Origin of the sequence: Azorhizobium sp. AG788 (genome assembly GCF_943371865.1) — a bacterium.
Taxonomy (GTDB): domain Bacteria; phylum Pseudomonadota; class Alphaproteobacteria; order Rhizobiales; family Xanthobacteraceae; genus Azorhizobium.
The window spans coordinates 49,712-69,001 of record NZ_CALRWL010000019.1 but is presented as its reverse complement, the minus strand read 5'-3'; the positions used below and the strand labels follow the sequence as shown (position 1 = coordinate 69,001).

General features: G+C 67.4%; 21 protein-coding genes. 6 read left to right on the top strand and 15 right to left on the bottom strand.

Annotated features, from left to right (window positions below; genetic code table 11):
* Positions 1-36 precede the first annotated feature (36 nt).
* The 7 genes from AAG816_RS13215 to AAG816_RS13185 all read right to left on the bottom strand — a co-directional run bounded on the left by AAG816_RS13215 (position 37) and on the right by AAG816_RS13185 (position 5,559).
* Positions 37-924, bottom strand: coding sequence for a LysR family transcriptional regulator (locus AAG816_RS13215; RefSeq protein WP_341990109.1), 888 nt, complete (start codon positions 922-924; stop codon positions 37-39).
* A gap of 81 nt (positions 925-1,005) precedes the next feature.
* Positions 1,006-1,788 (bottom strand): ABC transporter ATP-binding protein, encoded by a 783-nt coding sequence (locus tag AAG816_RS13210; RefSeq protein ID WP_341990108.1) that lies wholly within the window; start codon positions 1,786-1,788, stop codon positions 1,006-1,008.
* Positions 1,785-2,582 carry a pyrimidine utilization protein D gene (rutD, locus tag AAG816_RS13205; protein ID WP_341990107.1) on the bottom strand — a complete coding sequence of 266 codons (798 nt, stop codon included), beginning with the start codon at positions 2,580-2,582 and terminating at the stop codon, positions 1,785-1,787. Before rutD ends, AAG816_RS13210 begins: the two co-directional genes overlap by 4 nt.
* A 35-nt stretch (positions 2,583-2,617) precedes the next feature.
* On the bottom strand, positions 2,618-3,418 hold the full coding sequence (locus AAG816_RS13200) for an ABC transporter permease (RefSeq protein WP_341990106.1): 801 nt from the start codon (positions 3,416-3,418) through the stop codon (positions 2,618-2,620).
* A gap of 1 nt (position 3,419) precedes the next feature.
* Complete coding sequence (gene rutC, locus AAG816_RS13195) at positions 3,420-3,818, bottom strand: pyrimidine utilization protein C (protein WP_341990105.1); 399 nt, start codon at positions 3,816-3,818, stop codon at positions 3,420-3,422.
* Positions 3,819-3,823: 5 nt separating this feature from the next.
* Positions 3,824-4,549, bottom strand: a complete 726-nt coding sequence (gene rutB / locus AAG816_RS13190; RefSeq protein WP_341990104.1) for a pyrimidine utilization protein B — start codon at positions 4,547-4,549, stop codon at positions 3,824-3,826.
* A complete protein-coding gene (locus AAG816_RS13185) occupies positions 4,546-5,559 on the bottom strand; it encodes an ABC transporter substrate-binding protein (protein ID WP_341990103.1) in 1,014 nt (337 codons plus the stop codon). Before AAG816_RS13185 ends, rutB begins: the two co-directional genes overlap by 4 nt.
* Positions 5,560-5,733: 174 nt before the next feature.
* On the opposite strand from AAG816_RS13185, the gene AAG816_RS13180 reads away from it, so the two are divergent.
* Positions 5,734-6,681 (top strand): LysR substrate-binding domain-containing protein, encoded by a 948-nt coding sequence (locus AAG816_RS13180; RefSeq protein ID WP_341990102.1) that lies wholly within the window; start codon positions 5,734-5,736, stop codon positions 6,679-6,681.
* Between the two features lie 7 nt (positions 6,682-6,688).
* Here AAG816_RS13180 and hydA read toward each other — a convergent pair whose 3' ends face one another.
* Complete coding sequence (gene hydA / locus AAG816_RS13175; protein ID WP_341990101.1) at positions 6,689-8,155, bottom strand: dihydropyrimidinase; 1,467 nt, start codon at positions 8,153-8,155, stop codon at positions 6,689-6,691.
* 56 nt (positions 8,156-8,211) lie between these two features.
* Between hydA and AAG816_RS13170 the strand changes: the two genes are divergently transcribed.
* Entirely contained in the window at positions 8,212-8,874 is a 663-nt protein-coding gene (locus AAG816_RS13170; RefSeq protein ID WP_341990100.1) for an aspartate/glutamate racemase family protein, read from the top strand.
* A gap of 17 nt (positions 8,875-8,891) precedes the next feature.
* Here the strand turns inward: AAG816_RS13170 and AAG816_RS13165 are convergent, their stop codons facing one another.
* The 6 genes from AAG816_RS13165 to AAG816_RS13140 all read right to left on the bottom strand — a co-directional run bounded on the left by AAG816_RS13165 (position 8,892) and on the right by AAG816_RS13140 (position 13,665).
* Positions 8,892-9,584, bottom strand: a complete 693-nt coding sequence (locus tag AAG816_RS13165; protein WP_341990099.1) for a flavin reductase family protein — start codon at positions 9,582-9,584, stop codon at positions 8,892-8,894.
* A gap of 3 nt (positions 9,585-9,587) precedes the next feature.
* A complete protein-coding gene (locus AAG816_RS13160; RefSeq protein ID WP_341990098.1) occupies positions 9,588-10,520 on the bottom strand; it encodes an N-carbamoyl-D-amino-acid hydrolase in 933 nt (310 codons plus the stop codon).
* Between the two features lie 24 nt (positions 10,521-10,544).
* Positions 10,545-11,210, bottom strand: a complete 666-nt coding sequence (locus AAG816_RS13155; RefSeq protein ID WP_341990097.1) for an amino acid ABC transporter permease — start codon at positions 11,208-11,210, stop codon at positions 10,545-10,547.
* Positions 11,210-11,893 carry an amino acid ABC transporter permease gene (locus tag AAG816_RS13150; protein WP_341990096.1) on the bottom strand — a complete coding sequence of 228 codons (684 nt, stop codon included), beginning with the start codon at positions 11,891-11,893 and terminating at the stop codon, positions 11,210-11,212. Before AAG816_RS13150 ends, AAG816_RS13155 begins: the two co-directional genes overlap by 1 nt.
* A 7-nt stretch (positions 11,894-11,900) precedes the next feature.
* Positions 11,901-12,677 (bottom strand): amino acid ABC transporter ATP-binding protein, encoded by a 777-nt coding sequence (locus tag AAG816_RS13145; RefSeq protein ID WP_341990095.1) that lies wholly within the window; start codon positions 12,675-12,677, stop codon positions 11,901-11,903.
* A gap of 121 nt (positions 12,678-12,798) precedes the next feature.
* The gene (locus tag AAG816_RS13140; protein WP_341990094.1) at positions 12,799-13,665 is read right to left on the bottom strand and encodes a transporter substrate-binding domain-containing protein; all 867 of its coding nucleotides are present in this window, start codon (positions 13,663-13,665) and stop codon (positions 12,799-12,801) included.
* Positions 13,666-13,862: 197 nt separating this feature from the next.
* On the opposite strand from AAG816_RS13140, the gene AAG816_RS13135 reads away from it, so the two are divergent.
* Together AAG816_RS13135 and AAG816_RS13130 are read left to right on the top strand one after the other, a co-directional pair.
* Entirely contained in the window at positions 13,863-14,570 is a 708-nt protein-coding gene (locus AAG816_RS13135; protein ID WP_341990093.1) for a GntR family transcriptional regulator, read from the top strand.
* A 117-nt stretch (positions 14,571-14,687) separates the two neighbouring features.
* The gene (locus tag AAG816_RS13130) at positions 14,688-15,356 is read left to right on the top strand and encodes an MnmC family methyltransferase (protein ID WP_341990092.1); all 669 of its coding nucleotides are present in this window, start codon (positions 14,688-14,690) and stop codon (positions 15,354-15,356) included.
* A gap of 43 nt (positions 15,357-15,399) precedes the next feature.
* Here the strand turns inward: AAG816_RS13130 and AAG816_RS13125 are convergent, their stop codons facing one another.
* Entirely contained in the window at positions 15,400-16,851 is a 1,452-nt protein-coding gene (locus tag AAG816_RS13125; RefSeq protein ID WP_341990091.1) for an NAD-dependent succinate-semialdehyde dehydrogenase, read from the bottom strand.
* 301 nt (positions 16,852-17,152) lie between these two features.
* On the opposite strand from AAG816_RS13125, the gene AAG816_RS13120 reads away from it, so the two are divergent.
* Together AAG816_RS13120 and AAG816_RS13115 are read left to right on the top strand one after the other, a co-directional pair.
* Complete coding sequence (locus AAG816_RS13120; RefSeq protein WP_341990090.1) at positions 17,153-18,151, top strand: 3'-5' exonuclease; 999 nt, start codon at positions 17,153-17,155, stop codon at positions 18,149-18,151.
* Positions 18,152-18,452: 301 nt separating this feature from the next.
* Positions 18,453-19,181, top strand: a complete 729-nt coding sequence (locus AAG816_RS13115; protein ID WP_341990089.1) for a hypothetical protein — start codon at positions 18,453-18,455, stop codon at positions 19,179-19,181.
* Positions 19,182-19,290 lie beyond the last annotated feature (109 nt).

The following is a 19,290-nucleotide window of genomic DNA, read 5'->3' as shown; positions in this document are numbered from 1 at the left end:
GAAAAGAAAGCAGACTGATTTCGTTATATGCGAAACCTAATTCGGGCGCAGCTCATCCAGCAGTTTGCGGGTGGCACTGGTGAGTTCCTCATGCTCCCGCACGCAGATGGCGATCTCGCGCACCGCCCAGCCATCTTCCAGCCGCACCAGGGTCAGGCCCAGGGCATCCGCCAGCGGCCGCAGCGCCGCTTCCGGCAGGATGCCGATGCCGAGGCCATGGCGCACCATCTGGCACATCACCTCGAAACTGCGCACCTGCACCCGGATTTTCAGATAGCGCCCCAGATCCCGCGCCCGCTCCGCCACCAGCCGGTTGACGGCGGTGCCCGCTTCCAAGGCGACGAAATCCTCGTCCAGCAGATCGGCGAAGGCCACCGTGGCCCGGCTGGCCAGGGGGTGGTCCGCCAGCGTCACCACCGCCAGACGGTCGGTGGAATAGGGGAACAGCGTCAGCCCCTCCACCGCCTGCCCGCGCACGATCACCCCCATGTCCGCCTGTTTGCGGGTGACGGCGATGATGGTGTCCGCGGTGGGCCGCTCGTCGAGGTCGATGCGGATGTCGGGATGGCGCTTGGCGAAGGTGGCCAGATCCGTGGCGAGGCGCTCCACCAGCGCCGAACTGGAGGCGGACACCCGCACCCGCCCGCGCGCGCCGGAGAGATGATCGGACAGGCCAGCCACATAGCGATCGGCCAGATGCAGCACCGATTGGGCATAGGCCAGCGCGGTCATGCCGGCCATGGTGGGCTCCACCCCATGGGGCAGGCGGCGCACCAAAGGCATGCCGGCCTCCTCTTCCAGCAGGCGCAGGCGGCGGCTGGCGGCGGACAGAGCGATATTGATGCGCTCGGCGGCCTTGGACAGGCTGCGGGTTTCGCAGATGGCGACGAACAGGCGCAGGGATTGCAGATCGTGATGCAGCATGGGGTCCGCGTTTCGCCGCGCACCGGCGCGGGGCGGCGATGGTGCCCCGAACGCTGGAGCGCCGCAACGCGCGCGCGGGCCTCACGCGGCCTTGGGGATCTCCAGATCGGCCCAGATGCGGGCGAAATGGTCGTTGAAGATCGGGTCGGCCCGCAGCGCCACAGGGTCGCGATGGCCTTTGGGCAAACGGATCTCGTGCACGGCGCGAATGGTCGCGGGGCGCAGGGTCAGCACGATCACCCGGTCGGCCATGGCCACCGCCTCGCCGATATCGTGGGTGACCAGGATGGCGCTCTTGCCGCGCTCGGCGATGATGCGGGCCACATCCGCCTGGAGCAGCAGGCGGGTCTGGAAATCCAGCGCCGAGAACGGTTCGTCCAGCAGGATCACCTTGGGATCGAACGCCAGGGTGCGCATGATGGCCACCCGCTGGCGCATGCCGCCGGACAAGGTGCCGGGCTTGGCATGTTCGAAGCCGGCCAGGCCATAAGCGGCGATCAGGTCGAGGGCGATGGCCCGCGCCTTGGCCTTGGGCGTGCCGCGCACCTCCAGCCCCAGCAGCACATTCTGAAGCACCGTGCGCCAGGGCAGCAACAGATCCTTCTGCAGCATGTAGCCCACATGGCCGGCGGCGGTGTCCACCCGCACCCCGTCCACATCCACATGGCCGCGTGAGGGCTTCAGCAACCCGGAGATGACATTGAACAAGGTGGACTTGCCACAGCCGGACGGGCCGACGATGGCCAGGGTCTCGCCCTCATAGAGTTCGAAATCCACCTTGCGGATCGCCTCCACCGGGCCGCGGGCACCGGGAAAGACCACGCCGATGTCCTCGGCCCGCAGGACCACCTTGGGTGTGCTCATCGGTCGGTCTCCCCACAGAAGTCCAGCAGCATGGCGTTGAACACATCCGGCGTCACCGCGGTGAAGGCATGGGCGCCGAAATCCACCTCCGCCAGCCGGGCACCGGGAATGGCCCGCGCCAACTGGCCGGAGAGATAGAACGGCACTAGGGCATCGTCGCGGGCGGCGGCCAGCAAGGTGGGCACGCGGATGGCGTTCAGCCGCGCGCCGCCCTCGAAGGCCAGGAAGGTGTTGATGCGCTGGAGCATGGTGTCTTCGCCGGGAAAGTGCGCCACCATATGGGCCTCTTCCTCTTCCAGCGCGGCGATGTTCTCGGCGATCCATCGCGGCGGATAGAGGAACAGCGGCTGGGCCCGCACATAGGCCCTCGGCCCGCTGCACCGCAGGATGCCGGTGCGCACCTCGAAGCAGCGGCGCAGGAAGGCATCCGCTTTGCCCCAGCCGTTCACCACCGTCAGGCTGCGCACCCGCTCCGGCGCCGCCAGCGCCAGTTCCATGCCGACGATGCCGCCGATGGCGTGGCCCACCACATGGGCATCCGCGATGCCGGCGGCATCCAGCACGCGGGTGATGTCCCGCGCCATCTCGGCGATGGAGCGCGGCCCCACGTCCCGCGCGCTGCGGCCGGTGCCGGCATGGTCGTAGAGGATGACGGTGTGGCGGCGGGACAGCGCCTCCAGCTGCGGCCGCCAGAAGGCACCGCTGCCGCCCATGCCGGCGGACAGCACGATGGCCGGGCCGCTGCCGTGGACTTCATAATAAAGGTCGGCGTCGCCGCCGTTTGCATGGGGCATGACAACACTTCGTGCAGGTGAAACGGGAGAAAGTGTCAGGGGCGCAGGCGGCGCTCGATCACGTCGATGACGCCATACATGGCCAGCGCCACGCCCATGAGGGCGGCGATGCCCACCCAGACCGCATTGAGGTCGTAAAGCACCCCGGCGTAATAGATCATGTAGCCAAGGCCCTCCTTGGAGGCGATGTATTCGCCCACCACGGCGCCGATCAGGGCAAAGCCCACATTGAGGCGGAAGGCCGAGACGATCCACGGCATGGCGCCGGGCACGATCACCGTGCGCCAGGTGCGCACCCGCCCGGCACCCAGCGAGCGCATGAGCTTCACCAGATCCGCATCCACCTCTTTTGCGCCCTGCTGGGCGGTGATGAGGGCGACGATGAAGGTGATGATGGCGGCAATGGCGATCTTGGAGCCCAGCCCAATGCCGAACCAGACGATGATCAGCGGCGCCAAGGCGATCTTGGGCAGACCGTTGAGCGCGATCATGTAAGGCCGCAGCACCGCCGCCCCGGTAGGAAACAGCCACAGCACCAGGCCCGCGGCGCTGCCCAGAAACGTGCCGATGAGAAAGCCGGCGATGGCCTCCCAGGCGGTGAGGGCCGCGTCGCGGAGGAGTTCGCCGCTGAGGATCAATGTCCAGGCCTTGGCGATGACCCCGCTGGGGCGGCCATAGAGATAGACCGCCATCCAGCCGAGGCTGACGGCGACTTCCCACGCCGCCAGCAGCACCACCAGCAGCGCCACCTGATAGGCGGCGATGGTCAGCGCGGAGGGCATGGCGATGCGCCAGCCGCCGCGCCGGGGCAGCGCCTCGGTCCGGGACAGGCTCACCTCAGGCCCTCTTATGGGCGAAGGTGGCGATCTCCACCAAAGCATCGGGCTTCACCAGGCCCACCTGCACGCAGTAACGGGCGGGCTTCTCGCCGGGGAAATACTCGGCATAGACTTTATTGATGGCGCCGTAATTGGCCCAGTCGGTGAGGAAGATCTGGTTGAAGGTGACGTCCGCCATGGTGCCGCCGGCGGTCTCGATCACGCTCTTGATGATCTCCAGCACATGGCGGGTCTGCGCCGCCGCATCGCCCACATGGACGACAGTGTTGTCCTTGTCGAACGGCAGGGTGCCGGACACATAGATGATGTTGTCCGCCTGCATGCCGGGGGAAAACGGCGCCAGCGGCACGCCGGATCCGGCGGGGATGATGGCGCGGGGAGCGGTCTCAGAAGTCATGGTGGTCAGTCTTCCTGGGGAGGGATCTGCGCGAAGGCGCGACGGAAATCGGCGACATTGGAGACCCAGCCGAAGAAGGTCTCCACATTGTAGATGGCGGCCTTCTGCACGAAGTCGGGGCCGGCCTGATGGGTGGCGTCTTCCAGCAGCACGCCGAAATATTCCAGGTGGAAGCCATCACGCAGGGTGGATTCCACGCAGACATTGGTGGCGATGCCGCAGAACACCAGATTGCGGATGCCGCGGGCGCGCAGGATGCTGTCGAACTGCGAGTTGAAGAAGCCGGAATAGCGCGGCTTGGGCACCACGATGTCGCCGGGCTGCGGCGCCAGCGCATCCACCAAAGCATAGTCCCAGCCGCCCTTGGCCAGCAGGGTGCCGGAAAGTTCCGGCTGCTTGCGCATGGTCTTCAGGGCATTGGACTTGTGCCAGTTGGGCGAGCCGGGGCCGCCGGCCTCCACATAGTCCTTGTCCCAACCGTTCTGGAAATAGATCACCGTGACCCCGGCGGCGCGGGCGATGCTTAAGGTCTCGGCGATGGCCGCGATCGCCGGCTTGGCGCCGGAGATGTCGAAGCCGGCGATATCCAGATAGCCGCCCGGGGAGGCATAGGCATTCTGCATGTCCACGACGATGACCGCGGTCTCCTCCACCGCCAGCGACAGCGGCTCGGGACGGGCGGGGAGCACCACGCGGCGGCGCTCGGGGGGAAAGCTGGTGGCTATGGTCATCCGGCCAATCCGAAGTCCTTGGCGGCCTTCACTGCGAAGCTATTGTCCACCATCTGGGCATAGGGCAGGGTCTCCTTGATGGAGCCGCCGCCCAGTTCCAGCTGCATGGCGCGGTCCCATTCTTCCGCCGAAATGGTCGGGTTCTGCGGAATGGCGGTGCGCGAGCCGAAGAAATTCTTGGTGGCGTTGGCGACGACGCTGGGCGAGACCTTGGGGAAGTATTTTTCCGCTACCTGCGTGAACACCGCATTGTCCTGGTGCATCATCTTCTGCGCTTCGGCCAAGGCATTGCAGAAGCCCTGCACGGTGGCCGGGTTCTTGGCGATATAGTCTTCGCTGGCCATGGCGGTGGTGAAGCACAGCGGCCCCAGCACATCGCCGAACGACAGCACCGGCTTCAGGCCGAACTGCTCCACGCCGATGGAAATGTCCCATTCGAACGCGGTGGCCAGATCCGCGCGGCCGTCCTTCACCGCGGCGGCCTGGGCGCCCATGGGCAATTCCAGGAAGGTGACGCCGGCCTCCTTGGGATCGAACTTGCCCACGGTCTTCATCACATAGGTGGGCACCTGGAGCGTGGAGGAGGGGAATTTCAGCGTGGCGATGGTCTTGTCGCGCAGATCGTCGATGGTCTTGATGGTGCTGTCCGGCCGCGCCATGGCCCACATGGAGACGCCGCCGACGATCTTGGCGATGTTCTTCAGCTTGCCGCCTTCGCGGGTGGCATTCACCGACATGCCGGGGCTGGTGACGCCGAACTGCGCCCGCCCCGACAGCACGATGGGGGTGGGCAAGGCGATGCCGCCGGCGGTGGAGAGGTCCGCCTCCAGCCCATGCTTGGCGAACAGGCCCTTGTCCGCCGCCACATAAAGCGAGGCATACATGCCCAGGCGCAGGGCTTCGGACACCACCACCGGGGTGCCCGCCGCCCATGCCGGGGCGAACCGGCCGAAGCTGCCCAGCGCCGCGCCGGCGAGGGTGGTCTTGATGAGGGTGCGCCGATCGATCACCGCGGATGTCCTCGTCTGGAAGGGGGCGCGGCGCGTTGGCCGCGCCGTCGTCTCAGATGGGCGGAACCTGGGGCCGATCATCGGCTGCACAGGTTTTAGCCATGGACAAAAGTGTTGCATCGGCGGTTCTTATTAACAAGCCGGGAAAAATCGATATATTTATCAATTATGCTGATGAATATGAGCCTGCGCCAATTGCGCGCCTTCGTCGCCGTGGCCCAGACCGGCAGTTTCAGCCGCGCCGCGCGCCAGCTCGCCATGTCGCAATCGGCGCTGAGCCAGGCGGTGCAGCAATTGGAGGCGGAGGTGGGCGTGCGGCTGTTGGACCGCACCACCCGCAGCGTGCAGCTGAGCGCCATGGGCAGCGAATTCCTGCCCGGCATCCAGCGCCTGCTGGCGGATCTGGACCATCAGGTGCAGGACCTCCAGGATCTCAAGGAGCATCGGCGCGGCCATGTGGCGGTGACCTGCGTGCCCTCGGTGGCGCTGCGGCTGCTGCCGGCGGTGCTGGCGCAGTTCCAGCAGGCCCATCCCATGGTCAGCGTCGCCGTGCGCGAGGCGCCCCGGCACCAGATCATCACCGCCTTGCGCAGCGGCGACGCGGAACTGGGCATCGCCAATGTGCCGGGCGATGATCCCGATCTCGACAGCGCCTTCCTGCTCACCGACATCTTCGCGCTGGTGATGCGCCGCGATCATCCTCTGGCGGCGCGGGAGACCGTGACCTGGGCGGAAAGCGCCGCCGCCGGGGTGATCGCCATGGCGCCGGGCACCGGCATCCGGCTGGAGATGGAGCGGGGCCTGCCCACCACGTCCGCCACCTTGCCCCATCATGAGGCGGAGCACCCGGCCACGCTGCTGGCCATGGTGGAGGCGGGCGTGGGCGTGGCGCCGCTGCCCAGCCTGGCCTGGCCGCGGCCGGACCATCCCGAGCTGACCTTCCGCCCGTTGACGGCGCCGAGGGTGGAGCGGCAATTGTTCCTGATCAAGCGCTCAGGCCGGGATCTGTCGCCGGCCGGCCGCTCCTTGCACCGCGCCATCCTGGCCGGCGCGGCACGGGAGGATTTCGCCGGCGTGACCCCCGGCCTGCCCATGGGGCGGGCCGGACGTCACGCTGGCTGAGAGCCCCCTAGAGGCGGGCGCCGAAGCTCTGGGCCGGATCGAATTCCGGCGCGCGCTTGCCGGTGGGCTCGGCGGCGGGGCCGGCGGTGCGGGCCAGGAACTGGCCGCTGCCGGGGGCAGCTTTCAACGCATTGTCTTCCACCACCACGCGGCCGCGGCTCAGCACCGTGACCGGCCAGCCGGTGACGGTGCGGCCCGCGAACGGGGTGAAGCCGGTGCGGTCGTGCATGCCCGCATCCTGGATCTCCACCTGCTTGGTGGGGTCCCATACCGCAATGTCCGCATCGGCGCCGATCATGATGTCGCCCTTGCGCGGATGCAGGCCGTAGATCTTCGCCGGCTTGGTGGCGGTGAGCGCCACGAATTCCTCGATGCCCAGCCGCCCTTTGCTGACCATGGCATCGAACAGGAGCGGCAGGCGCACCTCCAGGCCGGGCAGGCCGTTGGCGATGTGCTTGAAATCGGGGTTCGGCCCGGCGGACAATTTGCCGGTCTCGTCCATGCGATAGGGCGCGTGGTCGGAGGAGATGGCCTGCAGATCGCCCTGCGCCAGCGCCTGCCACAAGGCTTCCTGGTCGGGGGCGGTGCGGGCCGGTGGGCTGCACATGAATTTCGCTCCCTCCAGGCCGGGACGGTCCATGTCCTGGTTGGTGAGGAACAGATATTGCGGGCAGGTCTCGCCGAACACCTTCAGCCCCTCGCCCCGCGCCCGCCGGATGCGGGCGGCGCCTTCGGCGGTGGAGACGTGGAAGATCATGATCGGCTGATCCACGAAGGCGGCGAGGGTGATCAGCCGGTGGAAGGCCTCTTCCTCCGAGGCGCGGGGATGGGCGACGCCGTGGTATTTCGGCGCGCTATAGCCCTTGGCCAGCAGGCGCTTGGCGGTCCAGGCGATCATGCCGTGGTTTTCCGCATGGACGCAGACCAGCGCCTTGTTCTCGCGTGCCGCCATCAGCACGTCGAGCACCTTCTCGTCATTCAGTTGCAGCCGGTCATAGGTCATGAACAGCTTGATGGAGGCGTGCCCCTCGCGGATCAGCTTGGGCAGATGGTCCGCCAGCGCTTCCTCGGTGGGGTCGGCGATGATCATGTGGAAGGCATAGTCGATCACCGCGCCCTTGCGGGCGAGGCCGTGATAGGCCTCCAGCACCTCATTGAGCCGGAGGCCCACATGCTGGGCGGCGAACGAAATCACCGTGGTGGTGCCGCCGAACGCGGCGGAGGTGGTGGCGCTCTCGAACGTGTCGGCGTTCAACAGGCCGCCGGCGGACACCTGCTCGATATGGGCATGGCTGTCGACACCGCCGGGCAGCACATATTTGCCGCGCGCATCGATCTCCTTCACGCCGGGGCCCAGGTTGCGGCCGATGGCGACGATGGTTTCCCCCTCCACCGCCACATCGGCGGCAAAGGTGCCGGAGGCGGTGGCGACGGTGCCGCCGCGCAGCACGAGGTCATAAGGTTTCGTGGACATGGACCGGACTCCGGGACTAATAAAGATCAAGACGACGTTGAAACAGGGAAGATGAGATGACGCGGCCGGACATCGTGGTGATCAACCCCAACTCCAACCCGGCCGTGACCGCCGGCTTCGATGCCGCGCTGGCGCCGCTGCGGTTCGCCGACGGCCCGACGATCCGCTGTGTCACCCTGGAGGACGGCCCGTTCGGCGTCGAGACCCAGGAACATACGGAACAGGTCACCATCCCGCTGCGCCGGCTGGTGGAGCGCGACAATGCGGCCAGCGCCTTCGTCATCGCCTGCTACAGCGATCCCGGCCTGCATGTGTGCCGCGAAGGCACCAAGCGGCCGGTCTTCGGCATTGCCGAGAGCGCGCTGCTGACCGCATTGGCCCGCGGCGACCGTTTCGGCGTCATCGCCATCGGCCAGGGCTCCATGCCGCGCCACCAGCGCTATGTGCGCCAGATGGGATTGACCGAGCGCTTCGCCGGTGAACGCCCGCTCAACATGAGCGTGGCCGAGAGCGCGTCGGGCAGCGGAACCCTGGGGCGGATGATCGAGGTGGGCGGCGAACTGGTCAAGCAGGACCGCGCCGACGTCATCGTCATGGGCTGCGCCGGCATGGCCCGCCACCGCCGCGCCTTGGAAGAGGCCCTGGGCGTGCCGGTGGTGGATCCGGTCCAGGCCGCCGTCACCATGGCCATCGGCGCGGTGCAGGTCGCCGGGGCCTGAGGCCGGCGCCCGGCGGCTCACGCCGGGCCATCCTCGGGGGCGGGGGCCTTAGTGCGCGCCACATAGGCCGCATAGCTCTCCCGCTCCATGGAAAAGCGCTGGTTCTGGAAGCTGTAGAACGTGCCCCCCAGCCGGCCGACGGGCTTAAAGACCTCATAGTCCGTGCGCAGGGTGTCGGCATCGATGATGCCGGCGCGGGTGTGCAGGGCCAGCACCTCGCCGATCACCAGATCGCGCATGGGGCCGAAATTGAGCGTGGTCACCTGCCGGCATTCCATGGCCACCGGCGCCGCCGAAAGGCGGGGCACCGGGCCGTGGGTGCCGGGGGCGAGCGCCAGTCCCAGCGCCGCCGGCTCGCCGATGGCGGACGGAAAGTCGATGGCGCAGTCGTTCATGTCGCGGGCGCTGTCCTCATCCACCAGATGCACCACGAAGGCGCGGTTCTGGCGGATGTTGGCCAGCGTATCCTTCATCTCGCCGCCGGGCCTGGCATCCATGCCGAGCACCAGCAAGGGCGGCTCCTGGGCGAAGGTGTTGAAGAAGGAAAACGGCGCCGCATTCACCACGCCCGCCGGCGAAATGGTGGTCACCAGCGCGATGGGGCGCGGCACCACCAGGCCGGTCAGCAATTTGTAGCGCGCCGCCGGCGGCAAAGCCGCAAAGTCGAAGCTCAGCCCCGGCGTCACCGGCGCCTGTTTGAGATCACCCATGGCTTAGTCCTCCGGCGGCAGCACCACGCCCACCTGCGCGGTGATGCGGCCATAATGCTCGATGCGGCGATGGCGGGCGAAATCGAAGATGGTTTCCTTGCCGAACACGGTATCGTCCAGGTCGCAGGCGTGGATCACCAGTTCATCGCCCTCGGTCTGGGACTCCGCGACGATTTCGCCGTCGGGATTGACGATCAGCGTGCCGCCCATGAGGTGGTGGCCGTCCTCGTCGCCGGCCTTGGCCACCGCGATCACCCAGGTGGCATTCTGATAGGCGCCGGCCTGCACCGAGAGCTTGTGATGGAACAGGCGCTGGGCCAGGCCCTCGGCCCCCTTCTGGCTGTTGACAGAGGGGGTGTTGAAACCGAGCACGATCATCTCCACCCCTTGCAGGCCCATCTCGCGATAGGTCTCGGGCCAGCGGCGGTCGTTGCAGATGCACATGCCGAAGATGCCGCCGAGCGTCCGCCACACCGGGAAGCCCAGATCGCCGGGCTCGAAATAGCGCTTCTCCAGATGCTGGTGGCTGCGCTCGGAATCATATTCCACATGGCCGGGCAGATGGATCTTGCGATATTTGCCGACGATGTTGCCCGCTGCATCCACCAGGATGGAGGTGTTGAAATGGTGCCCGTCCGGGGTCTTCTCCGCATAGCCGAAGCTCATGGCCATGCCCATGGCGCGGGCGGCATCGAACAAGGGCTGGGTGGCGGGGCTGGGCATTTCCGCCTCGAACCAGGAATCCGCCTCGGCGCGGTCTTCATGGTACCAGCGCGGGAAGAAGGTGGTGAGCGCCAGCTCAGGATAGACGATGAGGGGGCAGCCCTCCGCCTTGGCCTGCTGCATCAGAGCGATCATGCGGGCGACCACCGCCGCGCGGCTTTCGGCCTTCTGGATCGGGCCCAACTGGGCGGCGGCCACCTTGATTTCACGCATGGATAGACACTCCTGGGATGGTCCTCATGTGCCGAGCCGGTGTTCCAGCCGGCTCATCAGCCGCACCACCGGCCACAGCAGGGCCAGATAGATCAGTGCGGCGAGGACGATGGGGGACGAGTTGAAGGTGACGGACCGCGCCATGTCGGCGGAATAGAGCATCTCGGGCAGCGCCACCACGCTGGCCAGCGAAGTGAGCTTCACCACTTCCACGGTGTTGGACACCAGATCTGGGAGCACATTGCGCACCGCCTGCGGCACCATCACATAGGCGAGCGTCTGGAGCGCGCCGAGGCCGGTGGAGCGGGCCGCTTCCCACTGGCCGTGGGAGACGCTGTCGAGCCCGGCGCGATAGACCTCGCCATAATAAGCCGAGGAATTCAGGAACAGCGCCAGGCACACGCAGGCAAACGGCGACAGCCGGATGCCGGCGAATGGCAGCCCGGCGGAAATGGCGATCAGCAGCACCAGCGGCGGCAGCGCGCGCAGCACGTCGATGAAGCCGGCCAGCAGGGTGCGCAGCACCTTCGAGTGCAGGCGACTGCCCAGGGCCACCAGCAATCCGCCGGTGAGCCCCAGGGGGATCACGGCGGCGCACACCAAAAGCGTCATGCCGAGGCCGCGCAGCACCAGCGGGGCGGCCTGGCGCATGATGTCCAGATTGAAGAATTGCTGGAGAATGGCGTCCATCAGGCACGCCTCCAGGCAAAGCGGGTCTCGATATAGCGCCCCACCATCACCACCGGCACGAACAGCACCAGATAGGCCAGCGCCCCCATCATCAAAGGCGTGGCGCTGCCGGAAAAGCTCTGGGCGGTGGTGGCCTGGTTGAGGATTTCCGGCACGCCGATGACGGTGCCCAAAGCGGTGTTCTTGGTGATGGCGATGGTGCGGTTGGTGAGCGGCGGCACGGTGAGGCGGATGGCCTGCGGCAGCACGATCCAGCGCAGGGTCTGGAAATCGCTGAGGCCGGTGCAGCGCCCCGCTTCCCACTGGCCCTTGCGCACCGAGAGAATGCCGGCCCAGAACACCTCTTCCGCAAACGCCGCCAGCACCAGCGACAGCACCAGCCACAGCACCACGAAGCTGGGCAGCGTGAGGCCGATGTTCGGCAGGCCGAAATAGACCAGCAGCACGATCACCAATGGCGGCAGGGCGCGAGCCATGTCCACGCAGACGATGATGACGAAGTTCACCGCCTTCAGCCGCAGGCTGCGCAGCACCGCCAGACCGAGGCCCGCGGCGATGCCGGTGACGATGACGCAGGCGGCGATCTGGATGGTCACCACCATGCCCTTGAGGATGTCCGGCAGATAGCGGGCCATCACCACGGGGTTGAAGAAGGTTTCGAGAAAGAGCTGGCCGCCGGTCATGGCGGCCTCAGTGCGCGATTTCGGCGAGGAAGGCGCGCACCCGCGGGTGGGCGTCGGGGCCGAACAATTGCTCGGGCGGGCCTTGCTCCACCACCACGCCGGCCTCCATGAACACCACCCGGTGGGCAGCATCGCGGGCAAAGCGCATTTCGTGGCTCACCACCACCATGGTCATGCCGTCGCGGGCCAGATCGCGCATCACCGCCAGCACGCTGCCGGCCAGTTCCGGATCCAGCGCCGAGGTGGGCTCGTCGAACAGCATCACCTTGGGCTCCAGCGCGATGGCGCGGGCGATGGCCACCCGCTGCTGCTGGCCGCCGGAGAGCTGGCCCGGATAGGCGCGGGCCTTTTCCGCCAGGCCCACGCGCTCCAGCGCCGCAAGGCCGATGGCGTCGGCTTCGCTGGCGCTTTTGCCCAGCACCTTGCGCAAAGCCAGGGTGACATTCCCCAGCGCGGTCATGTGCGGATAGAGATTGAACGACTGGAACACCATGCCGATGCGCTGGCGCATGGCATTGATGTCGGTCTTGGGATGCAGCAGGTCGATGCCGTCCACGAAGATGGAACCGTCGCTGGGTTCCTCCAGGCGGTTCATGCAGCGCAGGAAGGTGCTCTTGCCGGAGCCCGACGGGCCGATGATGAACACCAGCTCCTGGCGCGCCACCTTGAGATCGATGCCCTTGAGCACCTCGACGGTGCCGTAGGATTTGCGCAAAGCGCGGATATCCAGGATCGGCGCGTCGGCGCTGCGGTCAGGGTCGGAAGAAGAGGGGGAGAGGGACATCGTGGTTCCGGGGCCGGTGGCGCGGGGATCATCCCCCGCGCCGGGCTGTGTGTGGCCAACGCGGCCCCAGTCTCAGCTGGAGCACGCGCCGGTGTCGCTCGGGCGCCGCGCGGGCGTGATGTCAGGAGCAGGTGAGGGGGTGCGCGGTGGCGTCATAGCCGGGCATGTCGGGCACGCCATAGCCGGGGAAGATGGTGGCGGCCGCAGAGCCCGCGGCGGGCTTGGCGCCGAACCACTTCTCATGCATGGCGGCCAAAGTGCCGTCCTTCTTCATGCATTCAATGGCGCCATCCAGCTTGTTGCGCAGGGCCACATTGTCCTTGCGCACCGGGATCGCCCACACGAAGCCGGTGGAGTGCAGATAGGACAGCTTGATGGCCGGATTGTTCTTCACCGCCCAGGCGGCGACCGTGTTGCCGGCCACATTGGCATAGGCGCGCCCGGTCAGCACCGCCTGCACGGCATCGGTATTGGTGCCGTAGGATTCCACGGTCCAGCCGATCTTGTCCGCCAGCTCGCGCGCCCAGCTGTCATAGGCCGAGCCCTTGTTGACCGCGATCACCTTGCCCTTGAGATCCTCCAGCTTGGTGATGTCGGGCGTGTCCTTCTTCACCACGAACTGGAAGTCGGTGTTGAGATAGCCCTCGGTGAACAGCAAGGTCTCGGCACGATCCTTGTTTACCGTCACCGGCGCGGCGATGAAATCATAGGTGCCGGCCTGGAGGCCCGGAACGAGGCCGGAGAATTGGGTGGCATCGATGGTGATCTTGGCGCCCAGGCGCTTGGCCAGTTCGTTGGCCAGATCGATGTTGAAGCCCTGCACCCCGCCGGCCATGTTCGGCATGGCGTGGGGCGCAAACGTGCCGTCCACGCCGGTCTTCAGATCCTGCGCCTGCGCCGCCAGCGGCAGCGCGATCAAAGCGGCAAGCGAGGCCGCGAGGGTGGCCGCCCGGGCGGCGCTGCGGGGAAAAGCGAAAAGATGGCGCATCGATCAGACCGTCCTGTGCATGGACGCGGACAGAGAGGACCGCCCCCTTGCCCCGCCGGTTTCTCCCGCCCCGCCAGCCAAGGCGCCGAGGGGGTTGCTGGAGTGAGTATGCCGGTGGTATTCCATGTTGGTCAATCGCTCGGCATGTAGATTTCTTGGGCAAATTCTGCCCGGTAACTGAGCAGCAAGGAGGCGGCATGGGGACGGCGGATGAGCCCACGGGCACCGGTACGGGCTCCCCACGGCTGACCGAAGTGGCCTATCGCCAATTGCTGGAGATGATCCTCAACGGCACGCTGGAGGCCGGCGCCATCGTGCAGGAGCGGCGCCTGGCCAAGGCGCTGTCGGTGTCCCGCACGCCGCTGCGCGATGCGCTGTTCCGGCTGGAGGGCGAAGGCTTTCTGATCCGCCGCGGCGAGGGCGCCCTGCAGGTCAAGACCGTGACCCTGGAGGACTACAGCCACGCTTTGCGGGTGCGCATCACCCTGGAGCGGGAAGCCGCGCGCCTCGCCGCCGGCAATCTGCCCGCCGCCCGCCTCGCCGCCATCCGCGCCCGCATCGATGCCATCCTGGCCGCCGCCGATGCGCCGGACGGCCCGCACCCCACCCGCGCCGATCTCGACGAGGTGGACGACATGCTGCATGACGCCATCGCGAGCGCCAGCGGCAATCCCCTGCTGGCGGATCTGATCCGCCAGGTGCGCCTGCGCTCGCGCCTGTTCGGGTTGGAGCGGCGGCCCACCCGCATTCAGCAGATCGGGGCCGAGCATCTGGCGCTTCTGGACGCCCTGGCCACCGGTGATCCCGCCGCCGCCGCGCAGGCCATGGAACGGCATCTGGGCAATGTGCTGGAAGACTTGCGCCTGCGCATCTTCGACCCGCGCTCCCACGCCGCGCAGGCGTAGCACCGCCGGGGCGGCGATCCCGGCGCCTGTCGCGACGGCGGCGGGGGTGTATATGGGGCGGGCGGACCTCGGCCCGCCGCCGCCCCTCGCCCTCAGCCCCGTTTGGAACCTGCGTCCGTGATCCCCTGGTCCCTGATCGACACCGCCACCTTGCCCGATGGCGGCGACCTGCGCCTGAAGCGGCGCGGCGCCGAATTCTCCATCATGCTCGGCACCAATGAGCTGATGAACAGCCGCCTCAGCGGCTCGGAGGAAGCGCTGGCGCGGCTCACCTGCGCCCGCATCGCCGATCGCCCCGCGCCGCGCCTGCTGATCGGCGGGCTGGGCATGGGCTTTACCTTGCGCGCGGCACTGGCCGCCTGCGGACCGGACGCGCAGATCGTGGTGGGCGAACTCATTCCGGCGGTGGTGGACTGGGCGCGCGGCCCCATGGCGGAGATCTTCGCCGGCAGCCTGGACGACCCGCGGGTGCGGATCGCGGTCGGCGATGTGCGGGCAATGATCGACGACCGGCGCGAGAAGTACGACGCCATATTGCTGGACGTGGACAATGGCCCCGAGGGCCTCACCGTCAAGGCCAATGACCGGCTCTATGACGGGCGCGGGCTCGGTGCGGCCAAGGCGGCGCTGAACCCCGGCGGCGTGCTGTCGGTGTGGTCGTCGGCGCCCGATGCCCGTTTCACCCAGCGCCTGCGCAAGGCGGGCTTCGCGGTCGAGGAGACCCCGGTGCGCGCCAATGGCCGCAGCGGAGGGGCGCGCCACATGATCTGGCTCGCCACCGCCTGAAAGGCGGCGCCTGCGACCCGCGCAGGCGCCGGTGTGGTTCCGCTCAGCTGGCGGCGACGGTGACGAACTTGGTCACCAGATAGGCCTCGATGGCCTCGGACCCGCCCTCGGTGCCATAGCCGGAATCCCGCACGCCGCCGAACGGCACTTCCGGCAGGGCCAGGCCGTTGTGGTTGATGGTCAGCATGCCCGCCTCGACCCGCCGGCTGAGCTCATGCACATTCTCCGCCGAGCGGGTGAAGGCGTAGGAGGCGAGGCCGAACGGCAGCCGGTTGGCCTCGGTGATGGCCTCGTCCAGGCTGGTGAACGGGTTGATGATCACCACCGGCCCGAACGGCTCTTCATTCATGATGCGCGCCTGGGTCGGCACGTGCGAGAGAACCGTCGGCTCGAAGAAATTGCCGGTATTGCCGATGCGGCGACCGCCGGTCTTCAGCTGTCCGCCCTGGGCCACCGCATCGGCGATGAGCGGCTCCAGCGCGGGAATGCGGCGGGCATTGGCCAGCGGCCCCATCTGGGTGTCCGCGTCCAGGCCATTGCCCACCCGGATCGCCTTGGCGGCGGTGGTGAAGCCGTCCAGGAACGCGTCGAATACCTCGTCCTGCACCAGGAAGCGGGTGGGGGAGACGCAGACCTGGCCCGCATTGCGGAACTTGGAGAAGGCCATCACCTTCACCGCCTTGGCCACGTCCGCATCGCCGCACACGATCACCGGGGCATGGCCGCCCAGTTCCATGGTGGCGCGCTTCATGTGGGTGCCCGCCAGGGCCGCCAGATGCTTGCCCACCGGGGTGGAGCCGGTGAAGGAGATCTTGCGGATGGTGGGATGGGCGATGAGATATTCCGAGATCTCCGCCGGCACCCCATAGACCAGATTGATCACGCCCGCCGGCACGCCCGCGTCCACGAACGCGCGCAGCAGTTCGGCCGGGGCGGCCGGGGTTTCTTCCGGCGCCTTGACGATGATCGGGCAGCCGGCGGCGAGGGCGGCGGAGAGCTTGCGCACCACCTGATTGATGGGGAAATTCCAGGGCGTGAAGGCGGCCACCGGGCCGACGGGCAGCTTGATGGCGGTCTGCATCACGCCGGGCTCGCGGGCGGGGATCACCTGCCCATAGGTGCGGCGCGCCTCTTCGGCGAACCAGTCGATCACATCGGCGCCGGCCAGGATCTCGCCGGCGGCCTCGGGCAAGGGCTTGCCCTGCTCGCGGGTCATGATCCAGGCGATGGCATCCTTGCGGGCGCGTAGCAGCTCGGCGGCGCGGCGCATGATCTTGGAGCGGGCGAACGCCGAAGTGGCGGCCCATTGCGGCCCGGCCTTCTCCACCGCGGCCACCGCCGCATCCAGATCCACGCGGGTGGCGTGGGCGACCGTGCCGATGGTCTCGCCGGTGGCCGGGTCCACCACGGGGATGGTGCGGCCTTCCGCGGCCGGGCGCCAGGCGCCGTCGATCAGAAGCTGGGTGTCCGGATAGGCATGGGCTGAGGTCGGCATGATGCGTCTCCATCACTGTGACAGCGCCGGCGCGGGGAGGATGCGCGGCGAAAAGCCGGGGCCGGCGGGGTGCCGGCAAACCGGGGGCGGGGCCGGGACATGGCCATCCGCCGCGGGCGGGCTGTCCCTACACCCTTTGCCGCCGCCTGCCAAAGCCTGACGCAGATTTCTGCCCGCCGCCGCCCCCTAACCGCCGCCGCTGCGGCGTGGGAGGCGCGGGTTTGCTATGGTTCGCGCACATCGCGGTGAGTCGCGCGCAGCGGCCCGCATCGTCCGCACGGCGGATCTGGGAGACCGGGCCATGGCACTACAGGCCGATTTCTTTGAGTTGCTGGCGGCGGAGGAGATGGAAGCCATCGCCAAGCCCCGGCGCAAGGTCCGGGCCAAGGCCTTGGCCAAGACCGGCCCAGCGGTGGCCTATGACGCCCGCCAGGAGGCCGCCGCCTGCGAACTGGAAGCCTCCGGCCTCTATCGGGTGCTGCGCAAGCTCCAGCCGCGCAAGGTGGTGCCCCGCACCCTGCGCCTGGATGAGAAGATTGCGGTGATCGTGGACGTGGAGACCACCGGCCTCGACCACGGCAAGGACGAGGTGATCGAGCTGGGCATGGTGGCCTTCACCTATGGCGAAGGCGGCGTCATCGGCGATGTGATCGACACCTTCAGCGCCTTGCGCGAACCCGCCGTGCCCATCGGCCCGGTGATCACCAAGCTCACCGGCATCACCCCGGAGATGGTGGCCGGGCACAGCATCGATCTGGAGGCGGTGGCCCGCTTCGTCGCCCCGGCCTCGCTGGTGATCGCCCATAACGCCCGCTTCGATCGCCCGTTCTGCGAGCGGCTGGTGGAGGGGTTCGACCTGAAGGCCTGGGCCTGCTCCGCCTCCGAGGTGACGTGGTCCGACTACGGGTTCGAGGGGGTGAAGCTGGGCTACCTGGTGGGCCAGTGCGGGCTGTTCCACAACGGCCATCGCGCCGTGGATGATTGCCACGCCCTGTTGGAAGTGCTGGCCGCCCCGCTCAAGGACGGCCAGGGCACCGGCTTCGAGCGCCTGCTGGCCACCGCCCGCAAGGCCCGCCATCGGGTGTGGGCGGAGAGCAGCCCGTTCGAGATGAAGGATGCCCTGAAAGCCCGCGGCTATCGCTGGAACGACGGCTCCGACGGGCGGCCGAAATCCTGGTGGCGGGAAGTGGACGACGACGGGCTGGAGCCGGAACTGGATTTCCTGCGCAGCGAGATCTACCTGCGCGACGTGGAGCCGTTCGTGCAGAAGCTCACCGCCTTCGAGCGCTTCAAGGGCTGAGACGCCGCTGCGGACGCCGGGAGGGGGCGCCATCGGCGCGCGAGGCGGCAGGTGCTGCACGCGCCTGCGCCTGTAGAGAGGCGGCGCTGCCGCCCCGCATGGTGCAGCGCCGGCCCTGGCCTGGATCCACCACACCTAAAAGCGCCTTGCCCCGCGGGGTTATAGTTTGATAGACTTGCCCATAGGTCAGGTTGTATTTCTGGCTATGTAGAATTCATCCCAGGCCGACATGAGGTCGTCCTCTCCCGAAGCCCCGCTCACATGATGTGATCCCGTGGTTTCCCATGATTGGGCGGGACACATGGTTGCGAGCGTTGGGTCGTCCTACAATGTGCTGACGCTGTTTCAGACCGGCACCGGCAGTCCGTCGACCGCGAAGCCGGAGGCGGTGGACGCCATCATCGAAAAGGTGCGCCAGCTCAAGGCAGCGTCGAGCCCCGCCTACCTCCAGGCGTCGAGCTTCGCCACGGATGCGTGGATTGGCAGTTCGACGGAAGAGGCCTCTTCATCGGCCCCTAAGGCGACAGCCGCAGACTCGGCTGCAACGGCGACGAAAGGGACTGCCAGCGGAACGAAGGAGATTATGATCAGTGCGGTCGACGATATTTTCTCGTCCGTCGCCATCTATAATCACTGGCTTACCAATCAGGCGGGCGTCCAGAAATCTCTTGCGTCTTATAAGGCGCAGTTGGAAGTAGCGACGGATTCGACGCAGCAGGAGCGGCTGACGCAAATCGTTGGGGAAATACAAGAGATTATTCCGCGGGATGCGGAAAAATATCAGGAGCTCGGAAGGCAGATAGCTGCTTTCCAGACCACGAGTGGCATGCCGATTGCTGGAACTCTGGTGGAAGCTCAAGATGACGGAACGTTCAAGGTTGGCGCGTTTTCCGTCGCCTATGATGGTAAAACCTACATGGAACATGACGGTTCAGGAACAGCTCGTAAGTATAACGACGCAGGCGCTCTCAAAACGACCTATGATGTCGTAACGGGTTATGCGACGGATACCGGGGTGGGCTTCTGGTAACGGCAGCCACGACGAAGGCATCCCTTGCCGACAGGCATTGTTGAAGGTGCGCCAGTTGAAGGCCGGCGCGAGCCCCGCTCACCCCGCCCCGCCAGGAAGACAGGCCCTG

Coding starts and splice junctions, on each gene's coding strand:
- AAG816_RS13150 (WP_341990096.1), bottom strand. CDS start 11,893: ATGACCGGCGGCCAGCTCTTTCTCGAAACCTTCTTCAACCCCGTGGTG.
- AAG816_RS13120 (WP_341990090.1), top strand. CDS start 17,153: ATGGCACTACAGGCCGATTTCTTTGAGTTGCTGGCGGCGGAGGAGATG.
- AAG816_RS13180 (WP_341990102.1), top strand. CDS start 5,734: ATGAATATGAGCCTGCGCCAATTGCGCGCCTTCGTCGCCGTGGCCCAG.
- AAG816_RS13140 (WP_341990094.1), bottom strand. CDS start 13,665: ATGCGCCATCTTTTCGCTTTTCCCCGCAGCGCCGCCCGGGCGGCCACC.
- AAG816_RS13135 (WP_341990093.1), top strand. CDS start 13,863: ATGGGGACGGCGGATGAGCCCACGGGCACCGGTACGGGCTCCCCACGG.
- rutB (WP_341990104.1), bottom strand. CDS start 4,549: ATGACCATAGCCACCAGCTTTCCCCCCGAGCGCCGCCGCGTGGTGCTC.
- AAG816_RS13125 (WP_341990091.1), bottom strand. CDS start 16,851: ATGCCGACCTCAGCCCATGCCTATCCGGACACCCAGCTTCTGATCGAC.
- AAG816_RS13155 (WP_341990097.1), bottom strand. CDS start 11,210: ATGGACGCCATTCTCCAGCAATTCTTCAATCTGGACATCATGCGCCAG.
- AAG816_RS13115 (WP_341990089.1), top strand. CDS start 18,453: ATGGTTGCGAGCGTTGGGTCGTCCTACAATGTGCTGACGCTGTTTCAG.
- AAG816_RS13145 (WP_341990095.1), bottom strand. CDS start 12,677: ATGTCCCTCTCCCCCTCTTCTTCCGACCCTGACCGCAGCGCCGACGCG.
- AAG816_RS13215 (WP_341990109.1), bottom strand. CDS start 924: ATGCTGCATCACGATCTGCAATCCCTGCGCCTGTTCGTCGCCATCTGC.
- AAG816_RS13170 (WP_341990100.1), top strand. CDS start 8,212: ATGACGCGGCCGGACATCGTGGTGATCAACCCCAACTCCAACCCGGCC.
- AAG816_RS13210 (WP_341990108.1), bottom strand. CDS start 1,788: ATGAGCACACCCAAGGTGGTCCTGCGGGCCGAGGACATCGGCGTGGTC.
- rutD (WP_341990107.1), bottom strand. CDS start 2,582: ATGCCCCATGCAAACGGCGGCGACGCCGACCTTTATTATGAAGTCCAC.
- hydA (WP_341990101.1), bottom strand. CDS start 8,155: ATGTCCACGAAACCTTATGACCTCGTGCTGCGCGGCGGCACCGTCGCC.
- rutC (WP_341990105.1), bottom strand. CDS start 3,818: ATGACTTCTGAGACCGCTCCCCGCGCCATCATCCCCGCCGGATCCGGC.
- AAG816_RS13160 (WP_341990098.1), bottom strand. CDS start 10,520: ATGCGTGAAATCAAGGTGGCCGCCGCCCAGTTGGGCCCGATCCAGAAG.
- AAG816_RS13165 (WP_341990099.1), bottom strand. CDS start 9,584: ATGGGTGATCTCAAACAGGCGCCGGTGACGCCGGGGCTGAGCTTCGAC.